This is a genomic window from Flavobacterium sp. TC780, assembly GCF_056783245.1.
In genome coordinates this window covers 1-13,052 of the sequence record NZ_JBXBAV010000109.1, presented here as the reverse complement: position 1 = coordinate 13,052, position 13,052 = coordinate 1, and the positions used below count along the sequence as shown (strand labels likewise).

Here is a 13,052-nt window from a genome sequence, read left to right as displayed (position 1 = left end):
TAATCAAAAGCAAAAAAAGACTTAAAATATTCATTTTCTCTGTTTATAAACAATTAAAATGTAATAATTTAAGTTATATCGAATCATTTTAATACTAATTATCCAAAAACACTTTTCTACTCTTAGTTTAAGACTTTATTTAGCAAAAACCGTTTTTTTCTTACAATTTTATAAAATATCTTAAAAGAAAGTCCATCTATATATGAATATTCACAATAAAGAATTATCGATTTGATTAATAAGTATATAGATTAAATTGTAATTTTGCGCCCCCATAAGACTTTCCCAAATAGTCATTTTCCATCAATAAAATCTTAATTACTTTATTTGTAATTTCGATAAAACAAAATTTTACCATTTATGAAATTCTCAATTACATATTTATTATTACCATTACTTATATCACAATTCAGTATTGCACAAAATACAGGTATAAATACAACAACACCAAAAGCAACATTAGATGTTAATGGAGATATAATCATAAGAGATGTTCCGCTGCTAGGTCATAATGAAGATGACTCATTTTTTGAAATTGGTATTGATAATGAAAACCCAATCGTAACAAAAATAAAGATGTTAAATCCTTTAGCCGTTATTTGGGTTTTGACCCTATGGCTCCTTTCCACACAGTAAAAATGCCTATAAAAATAGAAAAAAATTATATTACAAAAATAACAGGAACAAGTATTGGTGCTTGTAATGGTGTGAAAATTGATTTTGAACTACAGTTTATTGATAAAAGATTCATATCTGCTATACTACAAGCCTATCCATTAGCAGAATTTGATAAAGATAAAGTCTATGAGAGAGTAATATTAACAAACACAACAGATATTTTTGGTAGTCCTTTAGAAATATTAGCTAAAGCATCAACATGTGGTGGCCAATCAGGACATACTCTATCTTTAAATCCAGATGATACTCTTTCTGTAACATTTTTAGATAAACCTGCATATTTTGCAAATGCAGGAATTTTTGTTATTTATAGTATTGAGAAAACAAAATATATTAATTAAAATCAGATAATCAGACAACAGTAATTTTCAAACAAACAATTACAATCATTTTCTCGAAATATCGTCTTAAAAGACAACTCCTTATAAATAGCACTCAGCACACTTATTTTTAAAGAAATCTATTAAAATCAGACTTCAATAAAATGTTTATAAAAAAATTAACAACTATGATAGCCAAGAAAAAGTATCTTTGCTATCAATTATGACAAAAAAGTTCTACATATTGCTACTCGTAACGCTTGGTTTCCTAATGGGACCAACGCTTACTTATGCGCATGGAACAAAAAATGAAATGTCATGTTGCAAAAAAGAATCTACAACAAAAGACTGTTGCAAGAAAAAAGATTCTAACAAAAAAGGTCATAATTGCGATAACAGCTGTTCAGGAAACTCTTGTGGTTCTACAACTGCTAACTGTGGTTTTTCGCCAATGGCTATCTTTCAAACAGAAAACAACTCACTTTTTAGTTTTTCTGAAAGAAAACAAAATTACTATTATTCTGAAATCTTTATTTCTTCAGATTTCCGTTCTATCTGGCTTCCACCTAAAATAAGCTAGATTTATTTCCTGACAGCCATAAGTCTGTCTTATTCAAAAGTCTTTTTTAAGGCTTTAATCAAAAACATTTTTTAATCCTATTCTATTTTGCAGAAATAGCTGTATTTGCTATGTTTTCTGTCCTATTTTAGGGTTAGTCCATCCAAAAAAAATTACATACAATGAACTCAATAAAAAATTTATTGATGGTAATGACTCTATTACTATCAGTTACTTTCGCCAGCGCGCAAATAAAAAATAAATCTACCGAAACTGTAAAAATCAATGGTAACTGCAGTATGTGCAAGAAAACCATCGAAACTGCAGCAAACATAAATAAAGAAGCCAAAGTAAACTGGAATGAAAATACTAAAATGGCAACCATTACTTACGATAACAAGAAAACTAATCTTGATGCAATACTAAAACGTGTTGCTGATGCTGGATATGATAATGAAAAATTTACAGCTCCTAATTCAGTTTATGATGAACTACACGGATGTTGCCAATATGATAGAGAAGCAAGCCCTAAAAAAACAGAGTAATCATAATCAAATAATTGCCTGTTTATTATAATTCGTTTTTTTTACCACTTAGAAACATAGATTTTATGTGTAAAAAAGATTCCAAAAAGAAATACATTTCTTTCGCATAGCCATGTGCATTTAAAATAAGTGAAACGCCTATTTTGAGAGTACAAAACCTATGTCTCTATGTGTTAAAATCAATTACACTCAACAAGTAAAGCATTAAAAAAAATATCATGTTCAATATAAAAAATATAATCACATTATTAGTCCTTGTTGCAACTGTTTCAGTAGCAAGTGCACAAATAAAAATAGGAGATTCTTTTCCAGATGTCCAGCTTCAAACAATTAGATGCTATCGTTAAACTAAATTCTTTTAAGGGAAAAACAGTTTTAGTAGACTTTTGGGCTTCATGGTGTGCTCCTTGCAGAGTTGCCAATAAAAAATTGGTAAAACTATATGACCAATACAAAGGCCAGAACTTTGAAATTGTTGGAATATCAATAGATATCGACAAAACTAAATGGTTAAAAGCCATCGAAAAAGATAAACTGAAGCACCAGCAATTAATCGACCCTAAAGGTTTTGATGCTAAAACGGCTGTAACTTTTGGAGTTGATGCCTTGCCATCTGCCTATCTTTTTGATGCATCAGGAAAACTGATTGCTATAAACCCAACTGAAGCGCAAATATTGTCAATCAAAAAAAACAAAAAATAAAATAAAACCTTACATATAAAATTATAGCTACAGCACTTTTAACAGTAATAACAAGTGTAAATTCTTATTCTCAAATTACTAAAGCCGAAATAATGGCAACAGGGTTAACTTGTTCTATGTGCTCTAATGCTATCAACAAACAATTAAAATCTTTTACAGAAGTAGATAGTATCGCTACAGACTTAAACACTAATACGTTTAAGAATATTTTTCTAAAAAAGACAACTCACTAAACCTAAAGTATTAAAAAAAGCTGTTGAAAAAGCTGGTTTCTTCGTAGGTTCACTGGTTTTAACTGCTAAGTTTCATACTGATAAAATCGAGGATAATGCAACACTAAAAGTTGATGATGCTACCTATACTTTTATCGACATTAAAAACCCTGTAGCTCATGCAGAAGCAAAATACAGAGTTTTAGATAAAGGTTTTGTTACTCAAAAAGAGTGCCAAAAAATTAATTAAATCAATTCTGATCTCCTGGTTATACTACAGAAAATGAAAATGATTATTACTTAAAAACACTATAAAAAAATGAAATATTTATGATTTAGTCTTTATATTCTTTATTTCATATAATATAGATACTCAAGAATTATTTGTAGTAACCGAACCTCCAGTTAAATGCCCCAGCGGGTTCTATTTAAAGTTAGTGTAGGCCAATCAATCATGGATAACAAACACGAAAGTGGCTCTATGTATAATTTAACACCTGAAGTAACATGGGGAATAAATAAAAATCTGATGGTTCGTACCTCAGCTTTTAAGTAACCAAGAAAACGGATTAGGTCTTAAAGGGGGTGGTTTTTATGCCAAATATCGATTCTTTTCTGTAGATGATTTGCAGAGTCATTTTAGAATGGCTGCCTTGGACGATACAGTTAGATAATTCATTCTTCAATCAGGAAGCTATAGACTTAGCCAATGGAAATTCTGGTTACGAAGCAGGTTTAGTAGCCAACGCAGTAATCCATAAAGTGGCGCTAAGTTCATCTGTAAGTTATGTACGTGCGCTTTAACGATCCTGACTATAGTTTTCCGGATGCCTTGCGTAAAAATGCTGTAAACTATACATTTTCGGTAGGGAAATTAATGCATCCAAAAAAATATACAAGTTATAAGCAAACTAATATTAATGCTATGCTTGAATTTACGGACAAACAATTACCGAAAACGGAAAATCATATCTAGATGTTGTTCCATATATTCAGTTTATCATTAATAGTCAGGCAAGAATTGACCTTGCTTACAAAAAAGAATTCTATAGCTTTCAATGCGACGTGCGGCATCAGATGGTGTTTTCTTAAAACTGGAGTATACTTTTTTTAATGTGACGAAATAGTTTTAAGCTTTAGGTAAATTTTATTTCACGAAGATTAAAAAAGATTAAGCTGATACAGGTAGATTTATTTATAATCTAAATTAAATCTACTTTTATCTGAAAGATCTGCGTGAAACAAAAAAATTATTAGAAAAAAAACAAAATAGAGATCTCTTTTTTAGTTGTGTAAAAGGTCGTTTTACTCCAAAAAAAGAGAAAGATCTCATTCCAAACTTAACAGGTTTTAAAACCTGTAGGTTTATTTCTATAAAAGTTAATTACCATCGAAACAAACCTTCTGATTATACATATAACATTTACATCAAAATTAACACCCTTCTAATCCATTAAATTTTATTTTCGTATTTCTTATGACTAAAAAATTCTACATACTATTAATTATAACGCTTGGTTATTTTATGGGACCTACGCTTAATTTTGCACGTGGAATTAAAATAGAAAAGATATGTTTTAAAAACAAAACATATTTAAAAGCCTCTTGTCAAGAAAAAGATTTAAAACAAAAGAACACAGATGTCCTAATGGTTGTATAGAAAGTGCTGCCGATTGCCCTGTAGTTTACTGTAGTTATTATTCACCTATGATTTCTTTTCAAATAGATAATCATTCTTTTTTTAATTTTTCAGAAAGAAAGCAAAACTATTATTATTCAGAAATCTTATTTCTTCAGATTTCCGTTCCATTTGGCTTCCGCCAAAAATAAGCTAGATTCCTTTTACGACAGCCATAAATGCGTTTTATCCAAAACCATTTTTAAAGCTGTAAAACATTAAAAAAACCAATTCTATTCAGGATATAACAGTATTTGTTATGTTAACTGTTATGTCTTGGAATTAACTCTTTTCAAAATTACAAAAACAATGAATTCAATAAAAAATATATTGATAGCAATAACCCTGTTATTATCTATCACTTCTATTAATGCGCAAATTAAAAAAGGTGATTCTTTCCCGAATATCCAATTACAGAATGATAAAGATGAAACATTAAACTAAATTCTTATACAGGAAAAACAGTCTTAGTTGATTTTTGGGCATCTTGGTGTCCATATTGTCGGATAGCCAACAAAGATTTGGTGAAATTATATGATAAATACAAAGGTCAAAATTTTGAGATTGTTGGAATATCCATAGTATTAGTAAAGCAAAATGGTTACAAGCGATTAAAAGACAAGCTAAAAAGTCCACAATTGATTGATCCAAAAGGATTTGATGCTAAATGGGTAGTAATCTTTGGAGTGAAAAGGAATACCAAGTACCTATCTTTTTAATGCTTCAGGAAAATTAGTTGCCATCAATCCAACGGAAGCACAAATAATTGCTCAAATCAAAAAAAAATAATTATTTCAATTATAACACTATATAAAAATCAAATTATCACCGGAACAGAACACGTTCTTATTAAACTTATCAAATGAAAAAAATCTTATATTTATTACTCCTTATTTTTGCTTTTCCCAAAGTTCAAGCACAGATTATAAATCCTGTAAAATGGGAAGCTTCAATTGAGAAAAAAACTGATACCGAATTTCTACTCTCTTTAAAGGAGCTATCGAATCGGGCTGGCATGTATATTCTCAATTCACTCCTGAAGATGGTCCACTGCCTGCTGAAATTTGTTTTTCATGATAACAAAAATAATTATGAACTTGTTGGAAAAGCAACCGAAAGCGAAACGAAACGTGCCTTTAATGAAATCTTTGGCGTAGATGAAATCTTCTTTTCAGATAAAGTAGTTTTTACTCAGTTGGTAAAACAAATTAATCCTGAGAAAGAAATAATACAAGTAGAACTTGCTTATCAAGTTTGTAAGGAAAACTGCATTAGCGAAACCAAATATTTTGAATTTAATCTTAAAACGCTTGAAGCAAAAGAAATCCAAGCTGCCAATATTGTAAACTAAAATGACGTCCAAAGTTGATGCAAATACTGTGGTAGAAAAGCAATCAGAATCTGAGAAATCTGACTCTAGTTTATATATGATTTTCTTTATTGCTTTCTTATCTGGTTTTGCAGCATTGCTTACACCTTGCGTATTCCCGATGATCCCAATGACGGTTAGTTTCTTTACAAAACAAAGTAAAACCAAAGCCAAAGGAATTAAAAATGCTATCATTTATGGTGTTTCAATCATCTTAATTTATGTATTTCTTGGAACAGTAATTACCTTACTGATTGGTCCGATGCACTAAATGCATTATCTACCAATGTTTGGTTTAATGTTATTTTCTTTGTGTTATTGGTCGTATTTGCTTTATCATTTTTAGGTGCTTTCGAAATTATGCTACCTAATTCATGGGCAAATAAAGTAGACCGTCAAGCAGATAAAGGAGGAATATTAGGAATCGTATTCATGGCATTGGCACTTGCAATCGTGTCTTTTTCTTGTACGGGGCCAATTATTGGGACTTTACTGGTAGAAGCTGCTTCTAAAGGTGGTATTGCTCCAATTGTCGGGATGTTAGGTTTCTCTTCTGCTTTAGCATTACCATTTATGTTATTTGCTATGTTCCCGGGATGGTTAAATACATTACCAAAATCTGGTGGCTGGTTAAATACAGTAAAAGTATGTTTAGGTTTTTAGAACTGGCTTTAGCGTTTAAATTTTTATCTAATGCCGATTTAGTATTACAGTTGCATTGGTTTGAGAGAAATTTTCTTGGCTATTTGGATTGCTATCTTCGGTACTTTGGCATTCTACTTATTGGGAAGATAACCTTGCCGCATGATTCTCCTACAACTTTGAATTTCAGTTGGTAGATTATCTTATGGGATTAATTGTATTGGTATTTACAATATATTCAGGTTTATGGGGTGCCCCATTAAAATTAATTAGTGGTTTCCCGCCACCAATGACTTATAGCGAATCTCCTTATGGTGTAGGAGGCTCAAACAAAAGCGCTGCAGCTGCAATTGCTTTACCAGATGGTGCTCATAAAGGTCCGCATGATATTATAGCTTTTACTGACTATGAAAAAGGATTAGCTTACGCCAAAAGTGTAAACAAACCTATTCTTTTAGATTTTACAGGATTTGCTTGTGTTAATTGTAGAAAAATGGAGGATTATGTATGGTCAGATCCACGTATTTTATCAATATTAAATAATGAAGTTGTTTTGATTTCTCTATATGTTGATGATAAAAGAGAATTACCAATCGAAGAACAATATACCTCTAAAGAAACTGGGAAAAAGATAAAATCAATAGGAAATAAATGGAGTGACTTTCAGATTACTCGTTATAAAGCAAATGCACAACCCTATTATATTATATTAGACACTAATGAGCAAAGCTTAAATAAACCTACAGGATATACACCAGACATTGTTGAATACGAGCAATGGTTAAAATCTGGAATACAAGGTTTTAAAAAATAGTTTCAAGGAAATATTAACCGCAAAGTTCGCAGTCTCGATAGCTATCGGGAGTGGCAAGAAAAGCATTCAGTCACAGAACCTTTGTAGCTTTGTACCTCAGTACCTTTACAACTTAAAAAAAGGCTGTTCAAATTATTTTGGGCAGCCTTTTTTTATGATTCATTCAATCTTAAAATTATAAAACATTAAAATTATCTTATTTTATTCATTTGGAGGTTAATCTAGAAATGAAATAGTAACTTTATCGCGATGAAAATTTTAATAATAGAAGACGACCAAAGAGTAGCCGAATTAATCCAAAGAGGGCTAGATGAGCATGGTTTTACACCTACACTCGCTTATGATGGAATCTCTGGAAAAAAATTAGCTCTTAATAATCAGTATGATTTGATTATTACTGACATTATTTTACCCAAACTTGACGGTTTGGATTTATGCAGAGAAATACGTCAGGTAAAACCCGATTTACCAATCATAATGCTAACTGCATTGGGTACAACAGATGATAAAGTAGAGGGCTTTGACGCAGGAGCTGATGATTATCTGACAAAGCCATTTGAAATGAGAGAACTTTTAGTTCGCATAAGAGCTTTATTAAAACGAAGTAATGGGGCAATAAACAATACAGGATTCATTTTAAAATATGACAATCTTGAAATGAATTTGCAAACAAAAAATGTAAAAAGGAATGATATCGAAATAAATCTTACTCCCAAAGAATTCAAACTCTTAGAGTATATGATCCAAAATTCAGAACGTGTTTTATCCCGAACAGAAATTGCCGAAAAAGTATGGATACTCATTTTGATACTGGAACAAACTTTATCGATGTATATATTAATTACCTAAGGAAAAAAGTTGACAAAGATTTTGATAAAAAGCTTATTCATACCCGATCCGGAAATGGGATTTATTTTAAAAGTAGAATGAAAATAAGAACTCGATTAACCCTATTATTTACATTTACAACAGCTACTGTTTTATTAGTATTTACCACTATTATCCTGATTTCTGCAAAGGAAAATAGAGAAAAAGAATTTTATGCATTACTAAAAAAGGAAGCAATTACTAAAGCCAATTTGTTCTTTAATGCCAAAGTAGATAGTAAAACATTACAAAACATTTATAGAAACAATCGAACTACATTAAATGAAGTGGAGGTTGCTATTTATACCACTTCTTTTCAATTGTTATATCACGATGCAGTAGATATAGATGTTGTTAAAGAAACAAAGCCAATGATTGAAAAAATTGTTGAAAAAACGAAATACAATTTTACCAAAATGATTGGCAAGTGATAGGAATGAAATACAAATTTCAGGGTAAAGAATACATCATTACTGCAGCTGCATATGATGAATTTGGATATATAAAATTACAAAACTTACTCGAAACTTGTATTATTGTTTTTATCGTATCTATTTTACTCCTTTATATTGCAGGGCGTTTTTTTTAAGAAAGCATTCGAACCTATTGTTGAAATGACTGATAAAGCAAAAACTATTTCTGCTACAAATCTCCATTTACGATTATATACTAACGAAAGTAAAGATGAAGTTTCTGAGTTAGCAACTACTTTTAATAAAATGCTAAATCGTTTAGAAAATTCCTTTGATTCTCAAAAACAATTTGTTTCTAATATTTCTCACGAATTAAGAACACCGCTTTCAGCTATTATTACTGAGTTAGAACTCTCAACCAACAGAGAACGTAATAATGATGAATATAAAATTGTTATTCTTAATACGTTACAGGATGCAAAAAAACTAGCAAAGCTATCTAATAGTTTACTCGATTTTGCCAAAGCTAATTATGATCCTTCAGAAATTGCTTTCAAACAAGTTCGTATTGATGAGATTTTATTAGATGCAAGACAACAGGTACAGAAATCAAATCCAAGTTACAATGTTGCCATACATTTGAAAATGATTTTGAAGATGATGATCTAATAACTGTTAATGGAAATGAATATTTATTAAAAGTCTCATTTGTAAACTTGCTTGAAAACGGATGTAAGTTCTCAGAGGACAATCAAAGCAAAGTTGTTATATCACTAAAAAAAGAGAAGATTATTTTACAATTTACTGATAACGGCATTGGTATTTTAGAAGAAGATTTAAAACACATCTTCAAACCATTCTATCGAGGATTAAATAAAATATATGCCAATGGAAATGGTATTGGATTATCTTTAACTCAAAAAATTATTTTACTTCACAAAGGGACTATTTCTGTTACATCTGATAAAAATTCGGGCACAATATTTACTGTTGAACTTTATCACGGTATAAAAAACACCCTCGATTAATCAATTTTATTTTTATAAAAAAAAGTGCTAAGAAAACTAAAACCTAACTTTTAGTTTTCTTAGCACCTAAATAATTTTATTTCGAATAAGAAACTAATATGACATTTCTTCTTCTAACTCTTTAGGAGCAAGTACTGCCTTTGTAGCTACTTTGGGCTTAGGAGTTGTTCCTTTTTTACTAAACTTTTGTTTTCCCCACCAAATCAAAAATCCTGTAATAGGCAAACTTGCAGAAATTAAACTCGCAAAAAAAGCTAAAATCTTTCCTGTAATCCCTAACACTGCACCTACGTGAATATCATAATTCATTCGGCGAATTTTATCAGGAACGCTTGCTTCTTCGTACTTTCCTGAGAATGGGGTTTTGATTGTGATGTCTTTGAGTGATTGTTGATCGAAACTATAACGGTCCATATTATAGAAAGTATGGCTTTTTTTATAAACAAAAGCTCCAATAGGATCTGATGGTTTTTCGGGTATTGATATTAAAATACCAGCTGCTTGAGGGCTTTCTTTTGCTAATTTTAGCATTACTTTATCTACTGTAGAAACATGAAATGCTTTAATGTTTGTTGTATCTGATTTAGGTGATTCTCTATTTTCAACTAACGGCTTCCCTCCTGAGGTTATCCAATATAATGATTTACTAAACCAGCCAAAACTCCAAACTAAGCCTGTAAGAGAAATGACCAATAAAAAAATCATACTATAAAAACCAAGTACATTATGCATGTCATAATTTACACGTTTAAAACTAGCTGACCATTTTATTTTAAAACTCTTATCTCTAATTGATTTAATCCATTTTGTTGGCCACCATAAAACCATTCCTGTAATTAATATCACTACAAATATTAAAATAGCAACTCCTATAATAGGGCGGCCGATGTCATATGGCAACCATAAAGCACGGTGTCCGTTAAGCATAAATCTAAAAAAATCGGGGTCTTCTCTAGAAATAGCTTTAACATTAAGAACTTGCCCTGTATAAGGATTCATATACACATTAAAAGTAGTACCGCTTCGTCTTTTTTTGCGCTTTGGTTCTTTATCTTTAGGCTTGTCATTTGAAGCTAAATTACTCGCATTTGCTTGTTTTTTCTCTTTTTTAGCTTCTTCTTCCTTGCCTTTATTGTCTTCTTTCTTTTCTTTTTTAGCTACAAAATAACCAACAATTGCTGCTTCATCTTTGTCTCCAAAAGTAATACTTGTGGCTTTTTTGCCTTTCATTTCCTTATCGGCAATACTTATAAGTTGCGATGGTAACAAATACACTTTTTCCTGAGGAGTAACAAAACGCCAATCCTCAATAAAATCTTTTATTTCATGCTCAAAAACATACATGCAACCAGTAAGACTCACAATAACGACAATGATACCAGATCCTAATCCTAACCACAAATGCAACCATGCTGCTGCGCGTTTGAAAAACGATTTTTTACTTTTTTTTCTTTTTTTGACTAGAAGTTGACATGTTTTAAAATCTATAAAAAATTAAGTAGTAAGGGCAGCAAAAAATAATGTCCTAAAATGCAAATCTATAAATTTACTTTTACTTAATAAGACTAATTATAAATAAGTTTTTTTACACTAGAAATAATATCAACTCATTATTGCATACATAAAATATGCTCTTGCCAGCGCTTACTAAAGTTTTTATGTTGTTATCTAACTAAAAAACCAACTTAATTGAGGCTTAATTACTTTTTAGTTGATTTGTTTTAGACTACTTATCTGGATTTATATAAAAAGACCATTTCAAATTGAAATGGTCTTTTTAATCAATTTAATATTTTAATTTAGCAATAGCAGTAATTTCTCCTCCTTCTACTTTCATTCCTCTGGTAGCCACTCCTGTTGCCCCATTAATTGTATAAATCCAATTACCATTAGGTGTATTGATTCCTAGTATAATAGAATTATTATCTTCTGTAGTAATATTATAACTAGTCGTAGTTGAATTAATTTTTTCAGGTGCACTAGTTACCCATGTAAAAGTTTGATTGTATACATCTGCAATAGCCAATTTAGGTGCTCCGCTATCTTTACCAATATCTCCGTACATCTGTAACAATACTTTTCCTTTACCAATGTAACTGCTTGAAGAAATTTTATGTCCACCCGATTTTTCCTGTACATTAAAGAAATAAGACTGATCAAATTCTGTAGTTCCCTTTTTAATTTTTAAAACCGCAGATGGTTTAGTAGAAGTTATAACACTGTTACTTGTTGCAGTGGCACTCGAAAAACCATACGCATCTCCTTTTTCATCCTGAATTAATCCATTTGTGAAATAAGATCCTAAATAACTTGTACGATTGTCTTTGATTACTTTTTCTAATTTTAATTCCGGATAGTTATATACAGCAACCCATGTACTATCAGGGTATTTAGTTCCAAAAGTGTCTACTCCATCTCCTTTAATACTCATATAAGGCATATATACCTTATCACCTACCTGTGTTGCCCATGTATAATGTGCTCTTTCTCCGTTTTTAGCTAGTTTTTTGATATCCTGCTGTGCTCCACCCACAATAAGTGATGATGTAGCATCAATTCTATACATAGATGCAATAGCTGATGCACCACTTCTTGGTACTTTAATTGTTAAAATTTCTTTGTTTACTGCCGCAAAAACTTGTACCGTTTCAGCTTGAAAATTAGATGTTTTAGCTAATTTACCCTCAGCTGTCAATGCATAAGTAGTAACAGCTCCAGGATTTCCCTGTCCATAAAGTAAACTAAAAAATTTATTCTGGTTGGTAATATAAAAACGATACGAACCATCTTGCTCTAATCCATTACCAGTAGTTGTAATAGATCCTTTAGAAATATCATCTGCAGTCAATAAATAATCTGCAATACCTTCTGCTCCTGTAGTCGCTGTAATAATATATTTTGTTTTTTTCTGTTCCTGTACTTGGAGTTCCTCCATCTGGAGAGTCAGAATCACTGCTACAAGAGAATGATGTAAAAGCTATTAGAGCTGCAAATATTGCTAATGTGCTACTTTTTTTCATGATAATTATTGTTTGATTTATTAAATTATTTATTTGATTTGGTAAAGAAATACCTGAATTTTATATTGAAAGCACGACTTGGCTTCTGCAATGAAAAATTATCATACAGTTTATTGTCTAATACATTTTTACATTCAAAGGCAATATTGTATTTAGGTGCTGCCTGCCTAACAACGGGAACATGTATTAACCTTAGCAATACATA

General features: G+C 30.7%; 14 protein-coding genes and 2 pseudogenes. 13 read left to right on the top strand and 3 right to left on the bottom strand.

What is annotated here, in order from left to right; all coding sequences use genetic code 11:
* The first annotated feature begins 360 nt into the window (after positions 1 to 360).
* The 13 genes and pseudogenes from AC1RYN_RS11835 to AC1RYN_RS11775 all read left to right on the top strand — a co-directional run bounded on the left by AC1RYN_RS11835 (position 361) and on the right by AC1RYN_RS11775 (position 9,827).
* Positions 361 to 636: a hypothetical protein gene (locus tag AC1RYN_RS11835; protein ID WP_481807113.1), complete on the top strand. Its 276-nt coding sequence runs from the start codon at positions 361 to 363 to the stop codon at positions 634 to 636.
* A 2-nt stretch (positions 637 to 638) separates the two neighbouring features.
* Entirely contained in the window at positions 639 to 1,019 is a 381-nt protein-coding gene (locus AC1RYN_RS11830; protein WP_481807112.1) for a hypothetical protein, read from the top strand.
* A 223-nt stretch (positions 1,020 to 1,242) separates the two neighbouring features.
* The gene (locus AC1RYN_RS11825) at positions 1,243 to 1,578 is read left to right on the top strand and encodes a hypothetical protein (RefSeq protein WP_481807111.1); all 336 of its coding nucleotides are present in this window, start codon (positions 1,243 to 1,245) and stop codon (positions 1,576 to 1,578) included.
* 161 nt (positions 1,579 to 1,739) lie between these two features.
* Positions 1,740 to 2,102, top strand: coding sequence for a heavy-metal-associated domain-containing protein (locus AC1RYN_RS11820; RefSeq protein WP_481807110.1), 363 nt, complete (start codon positions 1,740 to 1,742; stop codon positions 2,100 to 2,102).
* Between the two features lie 312 nt (positions 2,103 to 2,414).
* Positions 2,415 to 2,804: a TlpA family protein disulfide reductase gene (locus AC1RYN_RS11815; protein ID WP_481807109.1), complete on the top strand. Its 390-nt coding sequence runs from the start codon at positions 2,415 to 2,417 to the stop codon at positions 2,802 to 2,804.
* Between the two features lie 92 nt (positions 2,805 to 2,896).
* Positions 2,897 to 3,037 (top strand): cation transporter, encoded by a 141-nt coding sequence (locus AC1RYN_RS11810; protein WP_481807108.1) that lies wholly within the window; start codon positions 2,897 to 2,899, stop codon positions 3,035 to 3,037.
* Between the two features lie 600 nt (positions 3,038 to 3,637).
* Complete coding sequence (locus tag AC1RYN_RS11805; RefSeq protein WP_481807107.1) at positions 3,638 to 3,820, top strand: hypothetical protein; 183 nt, start codon at positions 3,638 to 3,640, stop codon at positions 3,818 to 3,820.
* 1,308 nt (positions 3,821 to 5,128) lie between these two features.
* Positions 5,129 to 5,413 carry a peroxiredoxin family protein gene (locus AC1RYN_RS11800; RefSeq protein WP_481807114.1) on the top strand — a complete coding sequence of 95 codons (285 nt, stop codon included), beginning with the start codon at positions 5,129 to 5,131 and terminating at the stop codon, positions 5,411 to 5,413.
* 143 nt (positions 5,414 to 5,556) lie between these two features.
* Positions 5,557 to 7,519: pseudogene (locus AC1RYN_RS11795) on the top strand (protein-disulfide reductase DsbD family protein).
* Between the two features lie 249 nt (positions 7,520 to 7,768).
* A pseudogene (locus AC1RYN_RS11790) lies at positions 7,769 to 8,442 on the top strand (response regulator transcription factor); the annotation flags it as partial.
* 380 nt (positions 8,443 to 8,822) lie between these two features.
* Positions 8,823 to 8,975, top strand: coding sequence for a hypothetical protein (locus AC1RYN_RS11785; RefSeq protein WP_481807106.1), 153 nt, complete (start codon positions 8,823 to 8,825; stop codon positions 8,973 to 8,975).
* A gap of 25 nt (positions 8,976 to 9,000) precedes the next feature.
* Entirely contained in the window at positions 9,001 to 9,468 is a 468-nt protein-coding gene (locus tag AC1RYN_RS11780) for a histidine kinase dimerization/phospho-acceptor domain-containing protein (RefSeq protein WP_481807105.1), read from the top strand.
* A gap of 47 nt (positions 9,469 to 9,515) precedes the next feature.
* A complete protein-coding gene (locus AC1RYN_RS11775; protein WP_481807104.1) occupies positions 9,516 to 9,827 on the top strand; it encodes a sensor histidine kinase in 312 nt (103 codons plus the stop codon).
* A gap of 93 nt (positions 9,828 to 9,920) precedes the next feature.
* Here AC1RYN_RS11775 and AC1RYN_RS11770 read toward each other — a convergent pair whose 3' ends face one another.
* From AC1RYN_RS11770 to AC1RYN_RS11760, 3 genes are all read right to left on the bottom strand, one after another.
* On the bottom strand, positions 9,921 to 11,234 hold the full coding sequence (locus AC1RYN_RS11770; RefSeq protein ID WP_481807103.1) for a PepSY-associated TM helix domain-containing protein: 1,314 nt from the start codon (positions 11,232 to 11,234) through the stop codon (positions 9,921 to 9,923).
* A gap of 379 nt (positions 11,235 to 11,613) precedes the next feature.
* Positions 11,614 to 12,762 carry a DUF4374 domain-containing protein gene (locus AC1RYN_RS11765; RefSeq protein WP_481807102.1) on the bottom strand — a complete coding sequence of 383 codons (1,149 nt, stop codon included), beginning with the start codon at positions 12,760 to 12,762 and terminating at the stop codon, positions 11,614 to 11,616.
* Positions 12,763 to 12,872: 110 nt separating this feature from the next.
* Positions 12,873 to 13,052 (bottom strand): hypothetical protein (locus tag AC1RYN_RS11760; protein WP_481807101.1); only part of this gene is annotated, 180 nt, incomplete at its 5' end.

Bases quoted from the DNA above. Each gene is read 5' to 3' on its own strand.
- AC1RYN_RS11820 (WP_481807110.1), top strand. From the start codon at position 1,740: ATGAACTCAATAAAAAATTTATTGATGGTAATGACTCTATTACTATCA.
- AC1RYN_RS11785 (WP_481807106.1), top strand. From the start codon at position 8,823: ATGAAATACAAATTTCAGGGTAAAGAATACATCATTACTGCAGCTGCA.
- AC1RYN_RS11810 (WP_481807108.1), top strand. From the start codon at position 2,897: ATGGCAACAGGGTTAACTTGTTCTATGTGCTCTAATGCTATCAACAAA.
- AC1RYN_RS11765 (WP_481807102.1), bottom strand. From the start codon at position 12,762: ATGGAGGAACTCCAAGTACAGGAACAGAAAAAAACAAAATATATTATT.
- AC1RYN_RS11815 (WP_481807109.1), top strand. From the start codon at position 2,415: ATGTCCAGCTTCAAACAATTAGATGCTATCGTTAAACTAAATTCTTTT.
- AC1RYN_RS11805 (WP_481807107.1), top strand. From the start codon at position 3,638: ATGATTTGCAGAGTCATTTTAGAATGGCTGCCTTGGACGATACAGTTA.
- AC1RYN_RS11780 (WP_481807105.1), top strand. From the start codon at position 9,001: ATGACTGATAAAGCAAAAACTATTTCTGCTACAAATCTCCATTTACGA.
- AC1RYN_RS11830 (WP_481807112.1), top strand. From the start codon at position 639: ATGCCTATAAAAATAGAAAAAAATTATATTACAAAAATAACAGGAACA.
- AC1RYN_RS11835 (WP_481807113.1), top strand. From the start codon at position 361: ATGAAATTCTCAATTACATATTTATTATTACCATTACTTATATCACAA.